The sequence below is a fragment of the Streptomyces sp. NPDC007875 genome (genome assembly GCF_042868035.1).
GTDB lineage: Bacteria > Actinomycetota > Actinomycetes > Streptomycetales > Streptomycetaceae > Streptomyces > Streptomyces antimycoticus.
Window position 1 is genome coordinate 169,360 of record NZ_JBIADZ010000004.1, and the last position, 24,217, is coordinate 193,576.

Sequence of the window (24,217 nt, forward strand, 5' to 3'; positions counted from 1 at the left end):
GTGAGGGCCCTCCGACCATACCGGCACAGATCCCTCCGCTCGCCGCCGCCTCCCAGAGGGGACGTAAACGCTTGCGCAAACGTTTACGTCGGACCGCGAATGCGATACGTTACGTGCCCCCAGGGCCTGGTGGCCCCCATGAAATCCGGTGGTCCCAGGAATCCGGTGACCCCGACGACCAGACGACCCTCGACGCGGAGGACCGCAGCGGATGGCAACCATGGTCGACGTCGCCCGGCGGGCCGGGGTGTCCGTGGCCACCGTCTCGCATGTGCTCAACGAGACCCGGCCGGTCCGTCCGGACACCCGTAAGGCCGTGCTGGACGCCATCGACGACCTCGGGTACATCCCCAATACGCTGGCGCGCTCCCTGGTGACCGCGCGCACCCGCTCGATCGGGCTGGCCGTCTCGGCGATCAGCAATCCGTACTTCACCGAGATCCTCCAGGGTGTCGAGTCCAGCGCCCTGGAGCAGGGGTACGGGCTGCTGATCGCCGATCCGCATGACGATCCCGAGCATGAGCGCAAGGTCGTCCGGCTGCTCCATGAGCGGCGGGTGGACGGTGTGATCGTCGCCCCGTCGGCCGAGCCCGCCGGGCTGCTGGAGTATCTGGCCCGCCGTAAGGTCCCCGCCGTCTTCCTCGACCGGCTGGTCGGCGACGCCCATGACCAGGTGTGCGCCGAGAACACCCGCCCCGTCGAACAGCTGGTCCACCATCTCGCCGGCCTCGGCCACACCCGCATCGGACTGGTCGCGGGGCTTCCGGGGCTGAGCACCACCACCGAGCGGATCGCGGGCTACCGGGCCGGGCTGGAGCGGCACGGGCTGCCGTTCCGCCCCGGGCTGCTGGCCGAGGGTCACTCCGAGGCACGGGGCGCGGAGGACGCCGCGCACCGGCTGCTGGCCTCCCCCGAGCCGCCCACCGCGATCATCACCGCGAACAACGCGATGACCATCGGTGCGCTGCGCGCCCTGCGCACGGCGGGCCTGAACGTGCCGGACGATCTCGCGCTCGTCTGCTTCGACGACTTCTCCTGGGCGGATGTCTTCTCCCCCGGGCTCACCGCGATCTCCCAGCCCAGCCGGGAGGTCGGCGCCACCGCCGTCCGGCTGCTGCTCGACCGGCTGGAGAACCCGGGGCGGCCGCCGCGCACCGTCCGGCTGCCCTGCGCCTTCGTCCACCGCACCTCCTGCGGCTGTGTGGCCGAAGCCGCCGACCGACCGCTCGACCGCTCGCTCCCCGGAACCCCCGGACTCCCCGGACTCCCCGGACTCCCCGGAAAGGACCCCGTCTCGTGATCGTCGTCGCCGGAGAAGCCCTGATCGACCTCGTGCCCGAGCGCACGTCGAGCGCCGCGGCGGGCGACCGGTTGCCCGCGCTGCGTCCGGCGCGCGGCGGCGGCCCGTACAACACCGCGCTGGCGCTGGGGCGGCTCGGCTCGCCCACCGCGTTCTGTTCGCGGGTCTCCACGGACGGCTTCGGGGAGGCGCTGCTGGAGGGGTTGCGGAAGGACGGCGTGGACACCGCGCTGGTGCAGCGCGGCCAGGAGCCCACGACCCTCGCCGTCGCCTCCATCGGGGCCGATGGCTCGGCCGGATACGGCTTCTATGTGCAGGGCACCGCGGACCGGCTCTTCACCCTGCCGCCGTCCCTTCCCGAGGGGGTGAGCGCACTGTCGCTGGGCACCTGCTCGCTGGTGCTGGAGCCGGGTGCGAGCGCGTATGAGGAGCTGCTGCGGCGTGAGGCCGCGCGCGGTGTCTTCACCACGCTGGACCCCAATATCCGCACCGGGCTGATCCCCGACGCCGACGCCTACCGGGCCCGTTTCCAGGGCTGGCTGCCCCATGTCGGCCTGCTGAAGCTGTCCATAGAGGACGCGCGGTGGCTGGCCGACTCGGAGGATGCGGACGATGTGGAGACGGCCGTGGGCGAGTGGCTGGCGGCGGGCCCGGCGGCCGTGGTGCTCACCCATGGCGGCGAGGGGCTGAGCGTACGGCGCCAGGACGACTCCGTGCTCTCGGTGCCGGGCGAGCGGGTGGACATCGTGGACACCATCGGGGCGGGCGACACCGTGAACGCCGCGCTGCTGCACCGGCTGGCGGGGCACCAGGCGCTGTCGGCGCCCGCGCTGGCCAAGCTGGACGAGGCGGCCTGGCGCGATGTGCTGGGCTTCGCCGCCCGCGCCGCCGCGATCACCTGCTCCCGCGCGGGCGCGGAGCCGCCCTACGCGTCCGAGCTGGCCTGACCCACTCCACGGCATACGCCGCGCCGCGCCCGGTCGATCCGGGCACGGCGCGGCGTGTGGCCATCGCGAGCGCGGGGGCCGGGGGCTACTTCGCGGCCGTCCGCTTGGAGGCGACCGTGGACTTGGCCGCCGCCTTCTTGGCCACGGTCTTCTTCGCCGCGGTCTTCTTGGCCGCCGTGCTCTTGGCGGCGGCCTTCTTGGCGGGCGCCTTCTTGGCGGTCGCGCCGCCGTTGCGCGCGGCGGGCACCGTCGCGTCGCTCACCCAGTCGCCCAGCATGTCGCGCAGGAACTTCCCGGTGTGGCTGGCCGGGACCGAGGCCACATCCTCCGGGGTGCCCTCGGCGATCACCAGACCGCCGCCGCTGCCGCCCTCGGGACCCATGTCCACGACCCAGTCGGCCGTCTTGATCACATCGAGGTTGTGCTCGATGACGATCACGGTGTTGCCCTTGTCGACCAGGCCGGAGAGCACGCTGATCAGCTTGCTGATGTCCTCGAAGTGCAGACCGGTGGTCGGCTCGTCCAGGACATACACCGTGCGGCCGGTCGACCGCTTCTGCAGCTCGCTCGCCAGCTTGACGCGCTGGGCCTCACCGCCGGACAGGGTCGGCGCGGGCTGCCCGAGCCGGACATAGCCCAGCCCGACCTCGTTGAGCGTGCGCAGATGGCGGGCGATGGTGGGCACCGCCTCGAAGAAGTCCAGGGCCTCCTCGATGGGCATGTCCAGCACCTCGGCGATGGACTTGCCCTTGTAGTGCACCTCCAGGGTCTCCCGGTTGTAGCGCGCGCCGTGGCAGACCTCGCACGGCACATACACATCCGGCAGGAAGTTCATCTCGATCTTGATGGTGCCGTCGCCGGAGCAGTTCTCACAGCGGCCGCCCTTGACGTTGAAGGAGAACCGCCCGGGCTGGTACCCGCGGACCTTGGCCTCCATCGTCTCCGCGAACAGCTTGCGCACATGGTCGAAGACGCCGGTGTACGTGGCCGGGTTGGACCGCGGGGTGCGGCCGATGGGCGACTGGTCGACATGGACCACCTTGTCGACGAGATCGTCGCCGGCGACCCGGGTGTGCCGCCCCGGCACCGCCCGCGCGCCGTTCAGCTCGCGGGCCAGATGGGTGTAGAGGATGTCGTTGACCAGCGTGGACTTACCCGATCCGGAGACACCGGTGACGGCGGTGAGCACTCCCAGCGGGAAGGACACGTCGATGTCCTGGAGGTTGTTCTCCCGGGCGCCGTGGACCGTCAGATGCCGCTTGGGGTCCACGGCCCGGCGCGTCGACGGCAGCGGGATGGCCTTCTTACCGGACAGATAGTGCCCGGTCACCGAGTCCTCGTTGACCAGCAGCTCGCTCAGCGGCCCGCTGTGCACCACCTTGCCGCCGTGCTCACCCGCGCCCGGGCCGATGTCCACCACCCAGTCCGAGGTCTTGATGGTGTCCTCGTCGTGCTCCACGACGATCAGGGTGTTGCCGAGGTCGCGCAGCCGCACCAGCGTCTCGATCAGCCGGTGGTTGTCGCGCTGGTGCAGGCCGATGGACGGCTCGTCCAGCACATACAGCACGCCGACCAGACCGGAGCCGATCTGGGTGGCCAGCCGGATGCGCTGGGCCTCGCCACCGGAGAGGGTGCCCGCGGCGCGGTTGAGCGAGAGGTAGTCCAGGCCGACGTCGACCAGGAACCTCAGCCGCTCGTTGACCTCCTTGAGGACCCGCTCGGCGATGGTCTTCTCGCGCGGGCTCAGCTCCATGGCACGCAGGAACTCGGCGCATTCACTGATCGACATCGCCGAGACATCCGCGATGGACTTGTCCTGCACGGTGACCGCGAGAACGATCGGCTTGAGGCGGGTGCCCTCACAGGTGGGGCAGGGCACCTCGCGCATATAGCCCTCGAACCGCTCCCGGCTGGCGTCGCTCTCCGCCTCCGAGTGGCGCCGCTTCACATAGGGCACCGCGCCTTCGAAGGCCGTGGTATACGCCCGCTGGCGGCCGTAGCGATTGCGGTAGCGGACCTCGATCTGGGTCCGGTGGCCGTTGAGGAGCGCCTTCTTGGCACGCTGCGGAAGCCCGGCCCAGGGGATGTCCGTACGGAAGCCGAGGGCATCGGCGAGCGCGCCGACCAGCCGCCCGAAGTAGTCCTTCGTGTGGCCGTGGGACCAGGGGTGGATGGCGCCCTCGTCGAGCGACTTCTCCTCGTCCGGGATGATCAGCTCGGGGTCGACCTCCATACGGGTGCCGATGCCGGTGCAGTCCGGGCAGGCGCCGAAGGGCGAGTTGAAGGAGAAGGTGCGCGGCTCCAGCTCCTCGAAGGACAGGTCGTCGTACGGGCAGTACAGATGCTCGGAGAACATCCGCTCCCGCTGCGGGTCGTCCTCGTCGAGGTCGACGAAGTCGAGGATCACCATGCCGCCGGAGAGGCCGAGCGCGGTCTCCACCGAGTCGGTCAGCCGGCGCTTGGCGCTGTCCTTGACGGTGAGGCGGTCGATGACCACCTCGATGGTGTGCTTCTCCTGCTTCTTCAGCTTCGGCGGGTCGGACAGCTGGATCGTGGCGCCGTCCACCCGGGCGCGGCTGTAGCCCTTGGTCTGGAGATCGGAGAAGAGGTCTACGAACTCCCCCTTGCGCTCGCGCACCAGCGGGGAGAGCACCTGGAAGCGGCTGCCCTCGGGAAGCTCCAGCACCCGGTCCACGATCGCCTGCGGCGACTGGCGGGCGATCGGACGGCCGCACTCGGGGCAGTGCGGCTTGCCGATGCGGGCGAACAGCAGCCGGAGGTAGTCATAGACCTCCGTGATGGTGCCGACCGTCGAGCGCGGATTCCGCGAGGTCGACTTCTGGTCGATCGACACCGCGGGGGACAGGCCCTCGATGAAGTCCACATCGGGCTTGTCCATCTGCCCCAGGAACTGGCGGGCGTAGGAGGAGAGCGACTCGACGTAGCGGCGCTGCCCCTCGGCGAAGATCGTGTCGAACGCGAGGGACGACTTGCCCGACCCGGACAGCCCGGTGAAGACGATGAGCGAGTCGCGAGGAAGGTCGAGTGAGACGTTCTTGAGGTTGTGCTCGCGAGCGCCACGAACGATGAGACGGTCGGCCACGCCGGTCGGCACCTTTCTTGAGAGAGACGGGGTGCGCCGAGCCCGCTCGCCGGGCGGCCCTGCCGGACGGAGCAGAGGCGGAGCGGAGCGAAACCCCCAACCCAGGGTATGGGGGCACGACGACAATGTCTTAAGGATGCAGCACACCGAGCCTATAGCACGCACATTCGATTTGCGGGCGACGGGAACCGACTTCACCCGATCGTGTAGTGCGGACTACGGTCGGGTCATGACCGACTACCTCAGGGACGCCCTCGCCGTACAGGAGGCGACGGATCGGCTGCTGACCGCCGTCGCCGCTCTCGACGACGCGTCCCTCGTGAGCCCCTCGGAGCTCCCCGGCTGGAGCCGCGGCCATGTCCTGGCCCACCTGGCCCGCAACGCGGACGCCCTGGTGAACCTGCTCACCTGGGCTCGGACCGGCCAGGAGACCCCGATGTACGCCGACGCCCAGACGCGCGACGCCGAGATCCTGCGCGACGCCGCCCGGCCGCTCGCCGTCCACCTGGACGACCTGCGCACGAGCGCGACCCGCTTCGACGCGGCGGCCACCGCACTGCCCCCGGAGCGCCTGCCGTACGAGGTGACCCTGCGCGGCGGGGTGCGGGAGCCGGCGGCCGGGCTGCCACTGCGCCGCCTCGCCGAGGTCGAGCTGCATCATGTCGATCTCGGTATCGGCTACACCGTGGCGGATCTGCCCGCCACCTTCGTCGAGAGCCAGCTCTCCGTGCTCATCCGTACAAGGTTCGCCGGGCGCCCGGATATTCCCCCGCTGCGGCTGGCCACCGGGCCCGGCGAAGGGGACGTCCGGCACACCGGCCGCGCCGCCACCCCCGGGGACTCCCCGGTCACCGTCACCGGCTCCCCCGCCGCCCTGCTGGGCTGGCTCACCGGCCGTACGGACGGCTCCGGCCTCTCGTGCCCGAACGGCCCCTTGCCCGTCCTCCCCGCACTAGGCTGAGGCCATGACCTACAGCGGAGTAGTGACGGTCGGTGGACCGGCGGACGTGCACGAACTGCCCGATCTGATGATCTCGAAGGTCGCGGTCGGCCCCATGAACAACAACGCGTACCTGCTGCGCTGCCGGGCCACCGACGAGCAGCTCCTGATCGACGCCGCCGCCGAGCCGCACACCCTGCTCTCCCTGATCGGCGAGAGCGGCATCGCCTCCGTCGTCACCACCCACCGCCACCAGGACCACTGGAGCGCGCTGCGCGAGGTGGTGGACGCCACCGGCGCCCGCACCTACGCGGGCCAGTACGACGCCGAGGGCATCCCGGTGCCCACCGATGTGCCGGTCGCGGACGGCGACACGGTGCGGGTCGGCCGGGTCGAGCTGACCGCGCGCCATCTGGTCGGCCACACGCCCGGCAGCATCGCCCTGGTGTACAACGACCCGCACGGCCATCCGCACGTGTTCACCGGCGACTGCCTGTTCCCGGGCGGTGTCGGCAACACATGGAAGGACCCCGAGGCGTTCGAGAGCCTGATCAACGACGTCGAGGCCAAGCTCTTCGACCAGCTTCCGGACGAGACCTGGGTCTACCCCGGCCACGGCGACGACACCACGCTCGGCGCCGAGCGCCCGCACCTCGGGGAGTGGCGCGAGCGCGGCTGGTAGACGACGCCGGCGGTAACGCGCGGCTCGTAGCGACGCGCACACGGCCCCAGAGCGCCGCGCACCTCCGTACGCCCCGTGACCCCCGGCGGGCCATGGCGGTTGTCGCGTCATGCACCATGACCGCTCTCCGTCCATGGCCCGCCTCGCCGCCGCGTCCCTGGCCGGCACCGCGATCGAGTTCTACGACTTCTTCGTCTACGGCACGGCCGCCGCGCTCGTCCTGGGCCCGCTGTTCTTCCCCACCTTCTCGCCGCTGGCCGGCACCCTCGCCGCCTTCGGCACCTTCGCCGTCGGCTTCGTCTCCAGGCCCCTGGGCTCGATGCTCTTCGGGCCCATCGGCGACCGCCACGGGCGCCGGCCGGTGCTCATCGCCTCCCTGCTGCTCACCGGCGTCGTGACCGTCGCCGTGGGCTTCGTCCCGACCTACGACTCGATCGGCATCGCCGCCCCCGTCCTGCTGCTCGTGCTGCGCTTTCTGCAGGGGCTGGGGCTCGGTGGCGAATGGGGCGGCGCGGTGCTGCTGACCGCCGAGCACGCGCCCGCGGCGCGGCGCGGGCTGTGGTCGGGCTTTCCGCAAGTCGGCCCGGCCATCGGCTTTCTGCTGGCCAACGGCACGATGCTGGCCCTGTCGGCCACGCTGAGCGATGCCGAGTTCCGGTCCTGGGGGTGGCGGGTGCCGTTCTGGGGCGCGGGGCTGCTGGCGGGCGCCGGGCTGCTGCTGCGGGCCCAGCTGACCGAGTCCCCCCGGTTCCAGGAGCTGGCCGAGCACGGCGACCGGGCCGCCGCGCCGCTGGCCGAGGTGGTGCGCGCTCACTGGCGGCTGGTCCTGCTGACCGCGGGCGGGCTCGCGGTGGGCTATGCCGTCTTCTACGCGGTCACGACCTGGTCCCTGGCATACGGCACGGAGCGGCTCGGTGTCGCCCGCACCACCCTGCTGGGCTGCATCATGGCGGCCGTGGCGGTCATGGGCGTCCTGACGCCTCTGGCGGCCCATCTCGGCGACCGCTTCGGGCGGCGGCCGCTGTGCCTGGTGGGCTGCGTGGCCACCGTGGTGTGGATGTTTCCGCTGGTCGCGCTGTTGCGCACCGGTGAGCCGCCGCTGATGTTCCTCGGCTTCCTGGGCGCACTGCTCGCCTTCATCACCATGTTCGCCGTGACCTCGGCCTATCTGCCCGAGCTGTTCGAGGCGCGGGTGCGCTGCACGGGAGCGGCGCTCGGCTACAACCTCGCGGGCGTCCTGGGCGGGGCGCTCACCCCGATCGTCGCGACGGCGATGTCCCACGGGAACGGCCCGCCCTGGGGCGTCGCCGCGTATCTGACCGCCGCCGCGCTGCTGAGCCTGGGCTGCTTCGTCCTGCTGCCGGAGACACGGCCGACGGCCGACCGCCCGGATGGTGGACGGTCGGCCGTACGGCCTCTGGAGGCCGGGGAGGCGGCGGTGTGAGCCGTCTCCCGGATCCGGGACGCGGACAGTCGCCGCGCGCCTTCTGACGCTGTCGGGCGTGTCAGGGCGGTGACGCCGCGGAAGACACCGTCAGACGTCGACGCTGTCCTTGTCCCGGGCCCGGTCCTCCCCGCTCCCCGCCTCCGCCAGGGCCTGTTTCTTCGAGGCGTAGAGACTGGTGACCGTCGTGACGGCGAGCACCGCGCAGATGACGCCGAGCGAGACGGGGATGCTGATCTCCGGGACATGCACCCCGGCCTCGTGCAGGGCGTGCAGCACCAGCTTGACGCCGATGAAGCCAAGGATGATCGACAGCCCGTACGAGAGGTGGACCAGCTTCTTGAGCAGGCCGCCGATCAGGAAGTACAGCTGGCGCAGGCCCATCAGCGCGAAGGCGTTGGCGGTGAAGACGATGTACGGGTCCTGGGTGAGGCCGAAGATCGCAGGTATCGAGTCCAGCGCGAACAGGACATCCGTGGTGCCGATCGCCAGCATGACGATCAGCATCGGGGTCATCAGCCGCTTGCCGTTCTCCATGATGAACAGCTTGGTGCCGTGGTACTGGTCGGTGGACGGGAACCGCTTCTCGACCGCCTTGAGCAGCCGGTTTTCCTCGAACTCCTCTTCCTCCTCATCGGCCCGCGCCTCCTGGACGAGCTTCCAGGCCGTCCAGATGAGGAAGGCGCCGAAGATGAAGAAGACCCAGGAGAAGGTCGAGACGATCGCGGCGCCGGCGGCGATGAAGACCGCACGCAGTACGAGGGCGATGAGCACGCCCACCATGAGCACGCGCTGCTGGTAGATCGTCGGCACGGCGAACTTCGCCATGATCAGGACGAAGACGAAGAGGTTGTCGACGCTCAGCGACTTCTCGGTGATGAAGCCCGCGAAGAACTCACCGGAGGGCTGGCCGCCCGCGAAGACCAGCAGCCCGAGCCCGAAGAGCGCGGCGAGCGCGACCCAGACGGCGGTCCAGATCCCGGCCTCCTTGATGGAGACCTCATGCGGTTTGCGGCCGCCTATGAAGAAGTCGGCGGCGATGAGGGCGCAGAGGCCGACGATGGTCAGCCCCCACATGGTCACGGAAACGTCCACAGTTCCTCCGGCATTCGTACGGCAATCTCAGCGTCGTCGCTGCCGGAGGTCTCTTCCGCCCATGGACCGCGCCACGGACCGGCGCCCCGGGATTCCGTCCGGCCTCCTGGGGCCGGACAAAATCCGTGGTGACGGGAACACCGCTACAGGAGTACTCCCCTCCGCGTACACGAGAGTACAGGAATTCCCATGAAAGAGTAAAGAGATGGACAAAAGCGCAGGTCAGTTGCCATATGACGGCCGGGCCCTGGCAGCCTTCAGAGCCTTCGCGGCCCGGCTCGCCTCCCCCAGCACCTGGTCCAGCACCCGGCTGCCCCGCGGCACCATCGACGGCTCATACGTCCACGCATGGCCCACCCAGGGGTCGGCGAGGTGGTCGTCGGCGACCGGGGTGAGCCGCAGCAGCGACCGCCACAGTGGGTCCAGCACCGGACCGTAGGCCCGCGCGTCCTCACGGTCGGCGACCATCATCAGGTGCACGCCCACGGCGGGCCCCTCGTCCGCCAGATAGCGCAGCTGGGTGACGGCCCGGTCGTCGAAGCCGTGCGGAAAGTCGTGGACGATCAGCAGCTGCTCGGCGGTGTCCAGATCGGGCGGCAGCGCGTCCGTGGCACCGCTGCGGACCGCCATCTGCACCAGGTCGACACGCCGGGTCAGGGCGGCCAGCACCGAGGAGACCCCCTGGGCTCCGGCCGCCGGCGGCTCGGCCAGCGCGCCCGACCCCACCAGCGGGGCGAACGAGCCCGCGGCCGAGCCCGCCGGGTCGATCACATGCACCGCGATCTCCCCCGCCGGATAGACGGCCAGCAGCCGCGCGGCGATCGCGACCGCCGCGTCCGCTGCCAGCCTGCGCAGCTCACCGGAGTCGGCCGGCCCCTCGCCGAACCCTCCCGAACGTCCGGCGTCGATCCACAGCCCCCGCTCCAGCGGCAGCCGCACCAGCATGGGGATGCGCAGGCCGATGCGCTCCGGGAGGTGCAGATCGCCCACGCGCAGGGCCATCGGGACCTCCATCGGCACCTGGTACGCCTGCCACACCGGGCTGTCCCAGCGGGCGTAGGCGGGCGGCAGCGCGGGCTCCACCACCTCGGCCTCGGCGGTGAGCTGCGCCAGATCGCGGTCGAGGGCGGCGCGGGCCTGCTCGACGAGGTCGGCGTGCTTGGCGCGCGCCTCGGCACGGGCGGAGTCGGCGGCCGGGCCCACCCGGGTACGCGGGTCGGAGAGCACCCGGTCCAGCTCCTGCTCCATCCGGGACTCGGCGAAGTCCACGGCGCTGCGGTAGGCCGCGGTCGTCCGGGCCAGGTCCTCGAACATCCCCCAGACCTGGTTGTAGAGCCGCTCGTCCATGGTCCAGCCGGAGGCGTCGCCCGCGACCGGCTGGGCGGGCTGTCCGGGTGCGGCGGGCGGTGCGGCGGGCGCGGGGGTGGGCGGCGCGGCCGTACGGCGGGCCGGGTGCTCGTAGTTGACCGGCCCGCCGGTGACGGGCGTGCCCTGTGGCCGCTGCGGCTGGGTCTGCGGTTGAGCGGGGGCCGGATCGGCGCCGCCGCCCACGGGAGCCGGGTCGGCGTCACCGCCCACGGCGGACGTGCGCACCCTGCCGTCGCCCTCGGAGCGGGGCGGGGGCTGGGCGACCGAGCGGGCCATGCCCCGCGCCACCGCCTCGTTGATCCGCGCCGCGAGGTCGGTGGCCTCCGCCAGCCCCTGGTCGTGCAGCATGGCGGCCAGCCCGCCCGCGTACCCCTGGCCGACGGCGCGCACCTTCCAGGCGCCCTGCCTGCGGTAGAGCTCCAGGGCGGTCACCGCGGACTCCGAGTCCAGATCGGTGATGGTGTAGCCGGCGATCTCGGTGCCGTCGAGGCCGGTGACGGCGACGAACGGCGCGGCCATGGCGCCGAACCGGGCCGGGCCGCCGACGCCGGCCGGCAGCGCGAGCAGCACGGTGACCCGGTGGATGTGGTCGGGCATCGCGTCGAGGTCGATGGCGAGCCGGTGGTCGGCCGCCGCCTGTTTGGGCACCTCTATCCCGGCCAGCTGGGGCGAGGCGGGATGCGCGACCCACTCGGCGCCGTGCACCGTGCCCCGCTCATCGCCGAGTGTCGCCCCGGCCACGATCGGATTGCCCGCAGAGATCCGGATCTCCAAACGGGTCTGGGGCAGGGGGTGGTTCTGCCCTCGGACCAGCTCGGCCGTCATGGCTGCGTCCCCTCGTTGTATTCCGCTGATGCCGTATGTGTGCGGTGAACGCGTCGGCCCGGCGAGCTGTGCTCCACCGGGCCGACGCGCTCATGCGGGCGGTTCGCCTCCGGGGCGTCTCCGCTGGTCGACGTGTCCGCCGCTCGTCCGAGCGGCGGTGACAGCCGTTTTACAGATGCGGCACGATGTGCGGCATCAGGTCCTGGAAGGTGCGACCGTTGGCCGGCTCGCCGACCGCCTTCATCTGCCAGGCGCCGCCCGCGCGCTGGACCGTGGCCATGATCTGGGCGGTGTACTGCCCGCCGCCGGTGAGGGTGTAGCGGGCGAGCTCCTGCCCGTTGGTCTCGTCCACCAGCCGGCAGAACGCGTTCTGCACCTCGGCGAAGGTCTGGCCGGTGAAGGAGTTCACCGTGAAGACGATCTGGTCGATGTGGACGGGCACCCGCTGCAGATCGACCAGGATCGCCTCGTCGTCGCCGCCCTGCCCGGCACCGCCCACGAGGTTGTCACCGGTGTGGCGGACCGAGCCGTCATCGCTGACCAGGTGGCGGAAGAAGACGACATCGGTCGGCTGCTTGTCGGCGAAGAGGACGGCCGACGCATCGAGGTCGATCTCCCTCGTACGGGAGCCGAACAGTCCGCGGCGGGGCGCCGCCTGCCAGCCCAGCCCCATCCGCACCGCGGTCAGAGCGCCCCCGTCGGCCTTCTGCAGGCTGATGGCCTGTCCCTTGGACATGTTGACCGTCACGCGCTGTCCCTACTCTCGTCTCTCGATTCCCCGTGGCCGCCGCGGGTGTGCGGCCGTGGCCGCGCCGTATGCACGGCCCTCCGAAAACCCTATGCACTGCCGCCAGGGCTCCGGCCGGACGAGCGGGCTTTTGTGTCGGTCTTGCAACACAGCGAAGGTGCGGGCGCCCCGGCGAAGACCCGGGGCGCCCGGCCGTCAGGAGACTCCCGCCTCCCTCATCTGCCGCAGCTCCTTCTTCAACTCCGACACCTCGTCGCGCAGTCGTGCCGCCACCTCGAACTGGAGCTCCGCCGCAGCGGCCCGCATGCGGTCGGTCATCTCCTCGATCTGCTCGGCGAGCTCGGCCGCGGGCCGGTCGGTCAGGACCTCTTCCTTGGCCTTGGCCTTGCCCTTGGCGGCCTTGCCGCCCTTGGCCGCCTTACCGCCGGCCGCCGGTACGGGGGTCTTCGCGTCCTTGCCGTCCTTCAGCTTGCGGTAGCCGGTGCCGAGCAGCTGCTCGGTGTCGACGTCCTCGCGGGCGATCTGGGCCACGATGTCGTTGATCTTCTTGCGCAGCGGCTGCGGATCGATCTTGTTCGCCTTGTTGTACGCGATCTGCTTCTCGCGGCGGCGGTTGGTCTCGTCGATGGCCTTCTCCATCGCCGGGGTGACCTTGTCCGCGTACATATGCACCTGGCCCGACACGTTACGAGCGGCACGGCCGATGGTCTGGATCAGCGAGGTGCCCGAGCGCAGGAAGCCCTCCTTGTCGGCGTCGAGGATGGCGACCAGGGAGACCTCCGGAAGGTCGAGGCCCTCCCGCAGCAGGTTGATGCCGACCAGCACATCGAACTCACCGGCGCGCAGCTCGCGCAGCAGCTCGACCCGGCGCAGGGTGTCCACATCGCTGTGCAGATAGCGCACCTGGATGCCGAGCTCGAGCATGTAGTCCGTCAGGTCCTCGGCCATCTTCTTGGTGAGGGTGGTGACCAGGACGCGCTCGTCCTTCTCGGTGCGGGTGCGGATCTCATGGATGAGATCGTCGATCTGGCCCTCGGTCGGCTTGACGACGACCTCGGGGTCGATCAGGCCGGTCGGGCGGATGATCTGCTCCACGAAGCCATCGCCCCGGGAGAGCTCGAACGGGCCCGGGGTCGCGGAGAGATAGACCGTCTGGCCGACGCGCTTGAGAAACTCCTCCCACTTCAGCGGGCGGTTGTCGAGCGCCGAGGGCAGCCGGAAGCCGTGCTCGATCAGGGTCCGCTTACGGGAGGCGTCGCCCTCGTACATCGCGCCGATCTGCGGCACCGTGACATGCGACTCGTCGATGACCAGGAGGAAGTCCTCCGGGAAGTAGTCCAGCAGGGTGTGCGGCGGGGAGCCGGTCTCACGGCCGTCGATGTGCAGCGAGTAGTTCTCGATGCCCGAGCAGGTGCCGATCTGGCGCATCATCTCGATGTCGTAGGTGGTGCGCATCCGCAGCCGCTGGGCCTCCAGCAGCTTGCCCTGCTTCTCCAGCCGGGCCAGGGTCTCCGTGAGCTCGGCCTCGATCCCGGCGATGGCCTTCTCCATGCGCTCGGGCCCGGCCACATAGTGGCTGGCCGGGAAGACATACAGCTCCCGGTCCTCGCTGATCACCTCACCGGTGAGCGGGTGGAGCGTGGAGAGCGCCTCGATCTCGTCGCCGAACATCTCGATGCGGACCGCGAGCTCCTCGTAGACCGGGAAAATCTCGATGGTGTCGCCGCGGACCCGGAAGGTGCCCCGGGTGAACGCCATGTCATTACGGGCGTACTGAATATCGACGAAGCGACGCAACAGCTGATCGCGGTCGATCTCCTCGCCGACCTTGAGCGGCACCATGCGGTCCACGTACTCCTGCGGCGTACCGAGGCCGTAGATACAGGAGACGGATGCCACCACGACCACGTCACGCCGGGTGAGCAGCGAATTCGTGGCCGAGTGGCGCAGCCGCTCCACCTCCTCGTTGATCGAGGAGTCCTTCTCGATATAGGTGTCGGACTGCGGGACGTACGCCTCGGGCTGGTAGTAGTCGTAGTACGAGACGAAGTACTCGACCGCGTTGTTCGGCAGCAGCTCGCGGAACTCATTGGCCAGCTGGGCGGCCAGCGTCTTGTTCGGAGCCATGACCAGCGTGGGCCGCTGAAGTTTCTCGATCATCCAGGCGGTGGTCGCCGACTTACCGGTGCCGGTCGCGCCGAGCAGCACGACATCCTTCTCACCAGCGCGGACGCGCCGATCGAGGTCGGCGATGGCGGTGGGCTGGTCACCGCTGGGCTGATAGGAGCTGACGACCTCGAAGGGCGCCACCTTGCGTTCGAGCTGAGTTACGGGCCGCATGAGACCAACCGTACGACTCCCCACTGACAACGGCGGGGCGTTCCCGTGCGCCGCTCACCTCGCGGACCTCTGGCCGGATTCAGGCGATCATGCGCATGATGTCGCCCGTGGCATGAATTTTACGTCCATCCGATACCTATCCTCCGCTACCGCGCATCTGGGACCCTCTGCCCGTCCATGAGTCAGACAAGAGTCAGACGACGCGAGGAGTCCGTATGCAGATCCGCCCGGCCGCCGCGTTAACCGGCGCGCTCATCGGGATGTCCGCGCTCTTCCTCCCCACGGCCACGGCGACGGCCCAGGCCTCCGGCCAGACGCACCACCACACGGTCACCGTGGCCCATCGCGGTGCCTCCGCGTACGCCCCCGAGAACACCCTGGCCGCCGTCGACGCCGCCGACGACCTGGGCATCGACTGGGTGGAGAACGACGTCCAGCGCACCAGGGACGGCGAGCTGATCGTGATGCACGACACCACGCTGAGCCGGACCACCGACGTCGAGCAGGTCTTCCCGGACCGGGCGCCCTGGAACATCTCCGACTTCACCCTCGACGAGATCGAGAAGCTGGACGCCGGAAGCTGGTTCGGCGCCGAGTTCCAGGGCGAGACGGTGCCGACCCTGGAGGAGTACATGGACCGGGTTTCGGACAATCACCAAAAGCTCCTATTGGAGCTCAAGGCTCCTGAGCTCTATCCGGGGATCGAGCGCCAGACGCTGCGGGAGCTGCGAAGAGAGGGCTGGCTGGACCACCGGCACAAGCGCCGGCTGATCATCCAGAGCTTCAGCGCCGACTCCGTGCGGTCGGTCCACCGGCTGCGGCCGGACCTCAAGACCGGCTTCCTGGGCACCCCGGCCGTCGCCGACCTGCCGGAGTACGCCGAGTTCTCCGACCAGATCAACCCCAGCTACAAAACCATCGACGCCGGCTATGTGGCCGCGGTGCGGTCGGTGGACGGGGCGCACGGCAAGCCGCTGGAGGTCTACACCTGGACCGTCAACGACGGCCCGACGGCGGTCTCGGTCGCGGGCATGGGTGTGAACGGCATCATCACCAACAAGCCCGATGTGATCCGGGACGCCCTCGACGACGCCTCGTGACCCACGGCTCCCGGACGAGTGGCCCCGCCGGCCGACCGGCGGGGCGCTGTCGGTGGTGGGTCCTACGCTGAGGGCGTGACGATCGCAGAGCGGCAGACACAGCGGGACCCGCGGGAGCGGCCGGAGGCGCGTGCCTGGGCCTGGGCGGTCCCGGCCACGCCCATCGGCCCGCTGCTGCTCGCGGCCACGGACGAGGGGCTGGTCCAGGTCGTCTTCCACGCGGAGGAGAAGACGGCGGCCGAGGCGGTCGCCAGGCTCACGCGCCGCCTGGGCGCCGACCCCACGCCCGTGCCCTCCGCGGCCTCCGGCACCGCGGCGGCCCTGGCGGCGCCTCGCTGCGCCGAGCATCTCGCCGAGGCGATCGGCCAGGTGGAGAGCTATTTCGCCGAGGGCACCAAGGCGTTCACCCTCTCCCTGGACTGGTCCCTGACCACCGGCTTCAACCGCCGGGTGCTGCGCGAGCTGGCCGCCCATGTTCCCTACGGCACGGTCGTCGGCTATCAGGACCTCGCCGACCGGGTGGGCGAGCCGGGCGCGGCCCGCGCCGTCGGCATGGCCATGGGGGGCAATCCGCTGCCGGTCGTGGTGCCCTGCCACCGGGTGGTCGAGAGCGACGGGGGCCTCGGCGGCTTCGGCGGCGGGCTGGAGACCAAGCGCTCCCTGCTGGCGCTGGAAGGCGTTCTTCCGCAACCGCTCTTCTGAATCGTTCTTCCCGGCCGGGACGGAAATATCTTGTTCCGGAATTCCTCGGCCGTCTTGTGGCGCTTGCCTATCACCCCTATCTTAGGAGCGCCCATCGCCCTGGCTTTCCGTCACCCGCCGGGCATGGGGCTCTCATTGCGTTCGGCCGTACGAACCGTACCGCGCGATAACGCTCTTCCCCGCTCTTCTGCTCTTCTGCTCTTCCGCTCTTGCGCTCTTCCTCGTTCCGTCGATCTTCCGCTCCACCCGCTCTTGCGGTTCCCCCTGCCCTACTCGCACGCCCTGCTCTTCCCGCTCCTTGGAAATTCACCGCTCAACTACGTCCCCACAAGTGATCGAATTGGAGAGCCATGTCCGGTGTTCTGCTCGCGGGCGGCGCGGCCGCGGCGCTATTCGCCTCGGCCCTTTCCACCCAAGGTGTTTCCTCGGCTCCTGATGCGCCGCCGGAAAAGATCCAGATAAGCGTCAAGACGGTGAACGGCTCGGGCTGCCCCAAGGGCACCACCGCCGTGGCCACCGCCGCCGACAACTCGGCCTTCACGGTGACCTACAGCGACTATCTCGCCCAGGTGGGCCCCGGCGCGGACCCGACCGACATCCGTAAGAACTGCCAGCTCAGTCTCGGCGTGCATGTGCCGCAGGGATTCACGTATGCCATCGCCCAGGTCGACTACCGAGGTTATGGCTACCTCGAAAAGGGCGCCAAGGGCACCGAGAAGGCGAGCTACTACTTCCAGGGCTCGGCGGACACCGCGTCACGGACCCATGAATTCAGCGGTCCGTACAACGACAACTGGCAGACCACCGACAGCACCGACTACAGCGCCCTGGTATGGGCCCCCTGCGGCCAGGACCGCAACTTCAACGTCAACACCGAGCTGCGGGTCAGCGCCGGCACCTCGTCTGCGGGCAGCACCAGCTTCATGGCCATGGACTCGACGGACGGCGGCGTCAGCACCATTTACCACCTCGCCTGGAAGGAATGCCCCTCCGCCGTCCAGTAGCACGGTAAATCCACCATCGAATGGAGAATCATGCCCGGTGTTCTGTACGCAGGCGGCGTGGTCGCGGCGTTATTCGCCTCGACGCTCACTTCCCAGGCATATGCGCAACCCCCGTTCGACACCGTGCCACCCGACAAGATCGTGATTACGGTCGCGACCGTGAACGGATCGGGCTGCCCGGCGGGCACCGCGGCGATCGCCGTGTCCCCCGACAACACGGCCTTCACCGTGACCTACAGCGAGTATCTCGCCCAGGTGGGCAAGGGAGCCAAGCCGACGGACTTCAGAAAGAACTGTCAGCTGAGTCTGGTCACGCATGTGCCACAGGGCTTCTCCTACGCCATCGCCAGTGTCGACTACCGTGGTTTCGCCCATCTGGAAAAGGGTGCGTCCGCCACACAGAAAGCCTCGTACTACTTCCAGGGGCAGTCCCAGACCTCGTCCAACACGCATGAGTTCGCCGGTTCCTACGACGACAACTGGCAGGTCACCGACACGGCCGATATCGCGACCGTGGTGTGGTCGCCCTGCGGTGAACTCCGCAACTTCAACATCAACACCGAGTTGCGGGCCAACGCCGGAACGTCCAACACCAAGGAAACGACCAGCTTTATCGCGATGGACTCGACCGACGGCGATGTGAGCACCACCTATCACTTCGCCTGGAAGGAATGCCCGCCGGCCAAGAAGTGACCTTCCGCGCACCACCCCGGACATGATGTCCTGCGCACCGCCCCGAGACGTACCCGGTTACGTCTCGGGGCGGTGCCAGGCCGGATGCCGGGGGTCGTCCATCCGCACCACCACATCCGCCGCCTCACCGGGGGCCACCTCGTCCTCGTAGCGCGCGAAGGCCGGCAGGGTCCAGCGGTCGTCCTCCTCCGTGCGGCGGGCGAGGGCGGCCGGGGACAGCCGCAGATGCACCGACAGATCGAACGGGAACCAGTGACCCAGCAGCAGAGCGCCGTGCAGCAGCAGCACCCCGCCCCGCGGAAGTTCGGCGTACGGGCTGCGCGTGGCCCGGTCGGTCACCGGATCCCACAGGTCGGGCAGCACCCGCCCGGTGCCGCCCGCCCCCGGGTCCAGCGGATCGAAGACCTCGCGCCACAGGGCGCCGGTGTCCAGCCAGCGGTCGTAATACGCGTCGGGGTCCCGCTTCCCGTACTCATAGCGCAGCGAGGCGGGCCGCCAGAACCCCGCCGAGCCGACCACCAGCACCGGACGCCCCCGGATCCGCAGCGCCTCCGACAGATCCCGCGCCAGCTCGGCGGTGGGCGCCGCCGGAGCCCCGTCGACGGCCACCCTCAGCCAGGGGCCGCCGTCCGCCGCCGTCAGCCCGGCGATGCGGTCGGCGGTCGCGTCGGTCAGCCGTTCCCAGGTGATCGCTTCGAGCCGCACGCCCCCATCATGCCGTGGGCCCGCCGGCTTGGGCCGCGGGGGCCCGGCTCCCCGGCTCGGGGAGAGGTACTCTCCGGCCATGGCATTTCAGATAGCGCTGCTCCGCGGCATCAATGTGGGCGGGAACAGGAAGTTCCCCATGGCCCGGCAGCGTGAGCTGATGGCCGAGCTGGGCTTCAAGGACGTCACCGTCCACCTCCAGACTGGCAATATCGTCTTCGCCGACCCCGGCACCCCGCCCGAGCGGACGGCCCGCACCCTCGAGGACGGCTTCGCCGCCGACCTCGGCTTTCCCGTGCCCGTCATGGTCCGTACGCGCGATGAGCTGGCCGCGGCGATCGAGGCCAACCCCTATCCGGAGGCCGAAGCCGAGCCCAAGACCCTGCATGTGGTCTTCCTGGCGGACGTGCCCACGGACACGGCCGCGCTGGACGCGCTGGATCCGGCCGCCTACGCTCCGGACGGGTTCCGCCTCATCGACCGCGAGATCTTCCTGCGCTGCCCGGACGGGGTCGGCCGCTCCAAGCTGGCGGCGAAGGTCTCCAACGCCCGGCTCGGCGTGCCGGCCACCGCCCGCAACTGGAACACGGTCACCAAGCTGCTGGCGCTGGCCGACGCCTGAGACGTCTCCTCGGCGAGAGGCACGCCCTCCCGCAACCTCCGAGGAAAGCCCCCTCAAACCCGAGGCGCATTCACCGGCGTGAGGCTTTCTCAGCTCCAGCCGTACCGCTGCCGCAGCCGCATCACGACCAGGTCGAAGCGCGGCCGGTCGAGTGCGCACGCCTCGCGCCGCATCCCGTCCGGGTGGACCCGCAGCACTCGGTCCAGATCGACCCAGGAGTCCCGCCCTGCCCGGTCCCAGGGCCCGGAGCCGATCGGCACCCACTCGCGGTCGGCGTCATGCCGCTTGCTCGACAGCTGCACGGCGAGCAGCGTCCCGCCCCGCTCCCGCGCGACCACCAGCACCGGCCGGTCCTTGCCGCGGCCGTCGTTCTCCTCGTACGGCACCCATGTCCAGACGATCTCCCCGGGGTCCGGGTCCCCGTCCGGATCGGGTGCGTACTCCGTCCGTACCCGCCCGACCTGGCGCGGATGAGCCTCGACGGTGGCGGCGGGACCGGTGCTTCCGGGAAGCGCCGCGCCGTCCTCCGTCCCCTGCGTTCCGTTGAATGGCCTGATCACGCGCGACACGTTAACCCGTACGCGGCGGCCGATGACATGGCGGCCCCCTCCGCGTGGAAAGGGCATGTACGTGCCTGATGTTCCCGACCCGGTGGCAGAGCTCGTCAGACGGCGCCACGATCCGGTCGTCGTCCAGACAGTGCGTTCCACGGCGGCCGCGACCATCGCGTACGTCGTCGCCCTCGAGCTCAGCAAGGAGCCCGCTCCGCTCACCGCCCCGCTGACCGCCCTCCTCGTCGTCCAGGTCACCCTCTACGCGACCCTCACCCGGAGCCTGCGCAGGGTCGAGGCCGTGATCGTGGGCGTCCTGATCGCCGTCGCCTTCAGCGTGCTGGTCGGGCTGACCTGGTGGAGCCTGTGCCTGATCATCCTCGCCGCCCAGACCGCCGGCTATCTCACGCGGGTGGGCGACTGGGTCCAGGAGGTGGCGATCAGCGCCATGCTGGTCCTCGGCGTGACACAGGTGACCACCTACGCCTGGGACCGGGTGCTGGAGACCCTCATCGGGGCCGGTGTCGGGATGGCCTTCAACTTCTTCCTCGCCCCTCCGGTGTGGGTCGAGACGGCCGGCAAGTCGATCGAGGACCTGGCCCGCCGGATGCGCCAGCTGATGCTGCACATCGGCCAGGAGCTCGGCAGCCAGATGGCCGTCGACCGCGCCGCCGCCCGTCTCTACGAGGCCCGGCGGCTCGACCACGACATCACCCAGGTCGACGCCGCACTCCGCCAGGCGGAGGACAGCGTGCGGCTCAACCCCCGCGTCAAGGAGGGCCTCCTCTACCGCGTGGTGCTCCGCACCGGCCTGGACACGCTGGAGATCTCCACCGTCATCCTGCGCGTCATGTCCCGGACCCTGACCGACCTCGCCAAGGCGCGGACGGAGGAGCCGCTCTTCCCCCCGGAGGTGGCGGAGGCCCTCAAGGATCTCTTCGTCCATCTCGCCGCCGCCGTCGAGAGCTTCGCCATCCTGGTCACCACGCAGGTCAGCGCCAACGCCGAAGAAGCCGAATCCCGCCTCTCCAGCGAGCTCGTGAAGGCCCACGCCAGCCGCGATCGCGGCGCCGATCTCCTGCTGCGCCGCGTCCAGGAGCACCCTCGCCAGTGGCAGCTCCACGGTGCCCTGCTCGCGGAGATCGACCGCATCCTCGACGAACTCGACATGGAGCAGCGCTCCAAGCGCCTCATGGAAGAGCTCGACCGCAGCACCCGCGAGAAGCGCGAGCGCTTTCTCTTCCTCCACAAGATCCAGCGCCGGATCCGGCGCGACCGTAAGGACGGCTCCACGGCTGTCTGAGCGGGGTCCGGGGGCCGCGCACCCCGGCTCCGTGGCGTGGTCAGCTGAGCGGGTAGCGGTCGCGCGGGAAGACCACGTCGTCGTAGGGCTCGTACAGCTCCACGGAGCGGTGGAACTCGGAGGCGAAGTCGTCGGCCAGTTCGGCGATCGTGCCGCGGCCCTCGGTCCGGGCCAGCCAGGAGGGGGGAAGGCGAAGGTCGCCGTGGTGGGCGCCGAGGAGGTTGCCGCAGATCGAGCCCGTCGAGTCGCTGTCGCCCGAGTGATTGACGGAGAGCAGAAGGGCCGCCTGGACGGGGGTGCGCGGGGGCGCCGGATCGTAGCTGATCTTGCCGCCGGGGCCGTAGAGGATCTGCTGGGCGGGAGTACGGGCCAGGGCGCTGTAGACCGCGATGGCCAGCGCCTCCTCGGCGACCCAGCCGCCGCCGAGCGATTCGGCCTTCTCGGCGGTCGGATCGCCCTCTGCCGCCAGGTCGACGGCCTTACGGAGGGCGGCGGTGGTTTCCTCGTGGCGGGGGTAGCGGGCGAGGAGTTCCAGGGCGCGCAGGGTCGCACCTTCGAGGGACTCGCCGTCGAGCAGGCACGCGATCATGGCGGCCAGAGCGCCGGCCGCGTAGGAGCCCGTCGGATGGCCATGGGTGATCGTGGCGCAGCGCGCGGCGAGTTCGAAGCAGTCGCGGGGGTCGAGCCCGGTGAGGCCGAACGGAGCCGAGCGCATCACGGTGCCGCAGCCCTTGGAGCCGGGGTTCACCGGGCCGGGGGTGCCGTCCAGGGGCGCCCGCGGGGCGGGGACATGCTGCGCGGTGAGGCCCGAGAGGCAGGCGTTGCCGGGGGCGCGGCGGGCGTACAGCCAGGGCTGGGTGCGCAGCCAGCCGGAGCGGACCAGGTCCCCGGTGCCCTCGGCGGGCGGCGGCCCGGGGTGGTTCTGGGTGTCCAGCCAGCGCAGATAGGCATGGCGGACGACGGCGGTCTCGGACCCTTCGCTGCCCTTGGACGAGGATCTGGCGTGGGCCCGTATCAGGCCCTCCGCGGTGAAGAGTGTCATCTGGGTGTCATCGGTGACCCGGCCCACGACTCCGCTGCCGTCCGGGACGAGGGTGGTGATGCCCGTGCCGCCATAGGTCTCGCGGATCGACCGCAGGGAGAGGAACTCGATCGGATTGCCGAGGGCGTCCCCGATCGCCCCGCCCAGCAGGCAGCCGCGGATACGGGCCCGCTTGGCGGCCGATTCGTCCCATGACTGGCGGATCACTGGCAGCTCCTCATCGTCCTGGTCCCATGCCGTCCCGTGTGGATGCTCACGACATGATCTCAGGTATCGGGGGGCGCCCCTCGGCGGTAGATTCGAGGAGTCACAAAGCGGAGCAAAATAGAAGAAAGATGACAAAAACGGGAGATACGATGCCCATGCCGACGCGGTTGATCCGAACGGGTGACGAACCGGTACACGCGCGCAGCCCGCTGCGGATGCGGCTGGGGCTGGCCACGTGGGGGCTTCTCTGGACGCTCGGCGGCGCGGTGGCCTTCGCGGTCGTGGGCCGGCCGGGATGGGCGGCCGCGTGTGGGGCGCTCGCCGTCGTCACCCTGGTCGATCTGGTCCTGGTGATCCGGCACATCCGGCAGGGGCCGCACTATCAGCCCGGCCCGGATGTGCCGCCGTACGCACCGATCGGCGGGCGCGGGCGCAGCCGCGAGCGGCGCCGGGCCCCGTAAGGCGTGCACGGCGGGGAGGCCGCACAACATGGACGCCGTAAGGCGTGCACGGCGCTCCGGGGGTGACGGGATATCGACGGCCGGGAGCTCCCATTCCGGGAGATACTGCCGAGTATCTGCTGGGTACCTGCCGCGACAGGGGGCCGTCATGGGGGTGCTGGCGATCGGCATCGCGCTCTGTGCGCTCGGGCTGATGCTGTCGGGAACCGGAGAGCCGTACGAGCGGCGGGAGGCGCAGCCGGGACGGGAGGCCGACCCGTACGACCTCGTCCGGCAGCGCGGAGTGGCGCTGGGGCTCGGCGGGGTGGTGCTGCTGGGCGCGGTGGTCCTCGGCGGGTTCGCCCTCTGGCGCTGACCGGGGGCGGGCCGCCCACAGCGGCCCGGCATGGGCCGCCGGGTACGCGGGCGACAGTTCGCCCGGGCCTGCCGCGGGCCGAAACCGGCGGAGGGGGCGGAGTCCAGGCCCGGCACGCGCCGCGGCCCCGGTCCACGCCCCGCCTGTCCGGCCGTTCAGTCCCTCTCGCCGAACCGAGCCGCCTCGACGAAGTCCGGGCGCGGATCGAGCGCCGCGGCCAGCCGGAAGTGGCGGGTGGCCTCGGCCGAGCGGTTGGCCCGCTCCAGGGTGCGGGCCAGGGCGAAGTGGGCGAAGGCGTTGTCCGGCTCGCGCTCGATGACGAGCTGGAACTCCAGCTCCGCCGAGCGCAGCTGCGCCGCGAGGAAGAACGCGCGCGCCCGCAGCAGCCGGGCCGCCGTGTTCTCTGGGTGGGCGCTGATGACGGAGTCGAGCAGCTTCACGGCGCCCCGTGGATCTCGGGCTGCGAGCAGTTGCTCCGCGGCGCGGTAGTCGATGACATGGGTCTCGGGCGTGGGCTCGGGCACAGCCGTTTCCTTCCCCGGGTACGTGCTCGGTGATGAGGCGGTGGATCGGGTGAGGGGATGGGATGAACCGTCACGGATGATCGTTCGCTACGAGCAGCACAACAATCACCCCGCACGCCGCATTCCCCGCCACGGGCGCGCGCACGCTCCGGGCCG

22 protein-coding genes are annotated in these 24,217 nt (G+C 70.4%); 13 read left to right on the top strand and 9 right to left on the bottom strand.

Translation table 11 applies throughout. The annotated features are described in order from the left end of the window. The first annotated feature begins 211 nt into the window (after positions 1–211). Positions 212–1,300 (top strand): LacI family DNA-binding transcriptional regulator, encoded by a 1,089-nt coding sequence (locus ACFYOY_RS10085; protein ID WP_351891687.1) that lies wholly within the window; start codon positions 212–214, stop codon positions 1,298–1,300. Further along, complete coding sequence (locus ACFYOY_RS10090) at positions 1,297–2,247, top strand: carbohydrate kinase (RefSeq protein WP_351891691.1); 951 nt, start codon at positions 1,297–1,299, stop codon at positions 2,245–2,247. The genes ACFYOY_RS10085 and ACFYOY_RS10090 overlap by 4 nt, the downstream gene beginning before the upstream one ends. Before the next feature lie 85 nt (positions 2,248–2,332). Here ACFYOY_RS10090 and uvrA read toward each other — a convergent pair whose 3' ends face one another. Then, entirely contained in the window at positions 2,333–5,350 is a 3,018-nt protein-coding gene (gene uvrA / locus ACFYOY_RS10095) for an excinuclease ABC subunit UvrA (RefSeq protein WP_351891694.1), read from the bottom strand. A gap of 229 nt (positions 5,351–5,579) precedes the next feature. Between uvrA and ACFYOY_RS10100 the strand changes: the two genes are divergently transcribed. The 3 genes from ACFYOY_RS10100 (at position 5,580) to ACFYOY_RS10110 (ending at position 8,416) form a co-directional block, all read left to right on the top strand. After that, positions 5,580–6,311 (top strand): maleylpyruvate isomerase family mycothiol-dependent enzyme, encoded by a 732-nt coding sequence (locus tag ACFYOY_RS10100; RefSeq protein WP_351891701.1) that lies wholly within the window; start codon positions 5,580–5,582, stop codon positions 6,309–6,311. A gap of 4 nt (positions 6,312–6,315) precedes the next feature. Continuing rightward, positions 6,316–6,972 carry an MBL fold metallo-hydrolase gene (locus ACFYOY_RS10105; RefSeq protein WP_351891706.1) on the top strand — a complete coding sequence of 219 codons (657 nt, stop codon included), beginning with the start codon at positions 6,316–6,318 and terminating at the stop codon, positions 6,970–6,972. A 133-nt stretch (positions 6,973–7,105) separates the two neighbouring features. Beyond that, positions 7,106–8,416, top strand: a complete 1,311-nt coding sequence (locus ACFYOY_RS10110; protein WP_351891894.1) for an MFS transporter — start codon at positions 7,106–7,108, stop codon at positions 8,414–8,416. 90 nt (positions 8,417–8,506) lie between these two features. On the opposite strand, the gene ACFYOY_RS10115 is transcribed toward ACFYOY_RS10110, so the two are convergent. From ACFYOY_RS10115 to uvrB, 4 genes are all read right to left on the bottom strand, one after another. After that, positions 8,507–9,511, bottom strand: a complete 1,005-nt coding sequence (locus ACFYOY_RS10115) for a TerC family protein (protein ID WP_351891711.1) — start codon at positions 9,509–9,511, stop codon at positions 8,507–8,509. Between the two features lie 222 nt (positions 9,512–9,733). Then, entirely contained in the window at positions 9,734–11,704 is a 1,971-nt protein-coding gene (locus ACFYOY_RS10120; protein ID WP_388585955.1) for a TerD family protein, read from the bottom strand. Between the two features lie 169 nt (positions 11,705–11,873). Beyond that, entirely contained in the window at positions 11,874–12,452 is a 579-nt protein-coding gene (locus ACFYOY_RS10125; RefSeq protein WP_014059893.1) for a TerD family protein, read from the bottom strand. A gap of 195 nt (positions 12,453–12,647) precedes the next feature. Then, positions 12,648–14,792 (bottom strand): excinuclease ABC subunit UvrB, encoded by a 2,145-nt coding sequence (gene uvrB, locus ACFYOY_RS10130; RefSeq protein ID WP_351891729.1) that lies wholly within the window; start codon positions 14,790–14,792, stop codon positions 12,648–12,650. 215 nt (positions 14,793–15,007) lie between these two features. Between uvrB and ACFYOY_RS10135 the strand changes: the two genes are divergently transcribed. The 4 genes from ACFYOY_RS10135 to ACFYOY_RS10150 all read left to right on the top strand — a co-directional run bounded on the left by ACFYOY_RS10135 (position 15,008) and on the right by ACFYOY_RS10150 (position 18,291). After that, the gene (locus ACFYOY_RS10135; protein WP_351891734.1) at positions 15,008–15,892 is read left to right on the top strand and encodes a glycerophosphodiester phosphodiesterase family protein; all 885 of its coding nucleotides are present in this window, start codon (positions 15,008–15,010) and stop codon (positions 15,890–15,892) included. 75 nt (positions 15,893–15,967) lie between these two features. Beyond that, positions 15,968–16,594 (top strand): methylated-DNA--[protein]-cysteine S-methyltransferase, encoded by a 627-nt coding sequence (locus tag ACFYOY_RS10140; RefSeq protein ID WP_351891740.1) that lies wholly within the window; start codon positions 15,968–15,970, stop codon positions 16,592–16,594. Positions 16,595–16,944: 350 nt separating this feature from the next. Next, positions 16,945–17,598 (top strand): DUF4360 domain-containing protein, encoded by a 654-nt coding sequence (locus ACFYOY_RS10145; RefSeq protein WP_351891745.1) that lies wholly within the window; start codon positions 16,945–16,947, stop codon positions 17,596–17,598. A 30-nt stretch (positions 17,599–17,628) separates the two neighbouring features. Continuing rightward, positions 17,629–18,291: a DUF4360 domain-containing protein gene (locus ACFYOY_RS10150; protein ID WP_351891751.1), complete on the top strand. Its 663-nt coding sequence runs from the start codon at positions 17,629–17,631 to the stop codon at positions 18,289–18,291. Between the two features lie 57 nt (positions 18,292–18,348). Here the strand turns inward: ACFYOY_RS10150 and ACFYOY_RS10155 are convergent, their stop codons facing one another. Next, entirely contained in the window at positions 18,349–18,996 is a 648-nt protein-coding gene (locus ACFYOY_RS10155; RefSeq protein ID WP_351891757.1) for a uridine kinase, read from the bottom strand. A 79-nt stretch (positions 18,997–19,075) separates the two neighbouring features. Between ACFYOY_RS10155 and ACFYOY_RS10160 the strand changes: the two genes are divergently transcribed. Then, positions 19,076–19,618: a DUF1697 domain-containing protein gene (locus ACFYOY_RS10160; protein WP_351891763.1), complete on the top strand. Its 543-nt coding sequence runs from the start codon at positions 19,076–19,078 to the stop codon at positions 19,616–19,618. Positions 19,619–19,707: 89 nt separating this feature from the next. Here the strand turns inward: ACFYOY_RS10160 and ACFYOY_RS10165 are convergent, their stop codons facing one another. Continuing rightward, positions 19,708–20,178, bottom strand: coding sequence for a type II toxin-antitoxin system PemK/MazF family toxin (locus tag ACFYOY_RS10165; protein ID WP_059144947.1), 471 nt, complete (start codon positions 20,176–20,178; stop codon positions 19,708–19,710). Positions 20,179–20,242: 64 nt separating this feature from the next. Between ACFYOY_RS10165 and ACFYOY_RS10170 the strand changes: the two genes are divergently transcribed. Further along, on the top strand, positions 20,243–21,472 hold the full coding sequence (locus tag ACFYOY_RS10170) for an aromatic acid exporter family protein (RefSeq protein ID WP_351891774.1): 1,230 nt from the start codon (positions 20,243–20,245) through the stop codon (positions 21,470–21,472). A 40-nt stretch (positions 21,473–21,512) separates the two neighbouring features. Here the strand turns inward: ACFYOY_RS10170 and ACFYOY_RS10175 are convergent, their stop codons facing one another. Then, entirely contained in the window at positions 21,513–22,721 is a 1,209-nt protein-coding gene (locus tag ACFYOY_RS10175) for an ADP-ribosylglycohydrolase family protein (RefSeq protein ID WP_351891781.1), read from the bottom strand. 149 nt (positions 22,722–22,870) lie between these two features. On the opposite strand from ACFYOY_RS10175, the gene ACFYOY_RS10180 reads away from it, so the two are divergent. Together ACFYOY_RS10180 and ACFYOY_RS10185 are read left to right on the top strand one after the other, a co-directional pair. Further along, on the top strand, positions 22,871–23,182 hold the full coding sequence (locus tag ACFYOY_RS10180) for a DUF6343 family protein (protein ID WP_388585963.1): 312 nt from the start codon (positions 22,871–22,873) through the stop codon (positions 23,180–23,182). A gap of 148 nt (positions 23,183–23,330) precedes the next feature. Beyond that, positions 23,331–23,537, top strand: coding sequence for a hypothetical protein (locus ACFYOY_RS10185; protein WP_351891786.1), 207 nt, complete (start codon positions 23,331–23,333; stop codon positions 23,535–23,537). Between the two features lie 155 nt (positions 23,538–23,692). Here the strand turns inward: ACFYOY_RS10185 and ACFYOY_RS10190 are convergent, their stop codons facing one another. After that, on the bottom strand, positions 23,693–24,061 hold the full coding sequence (locus tag ACFYOY_RS10190) for a tetratricopeptide repeat protein (protein ID WP_059144952.1): 369 nt from the start codon (positions 24,059–24,061) through the stop codon (positions 23,693–23,695). Positions 24,062–24,217 lie beyond the last annotated feature (156 nt).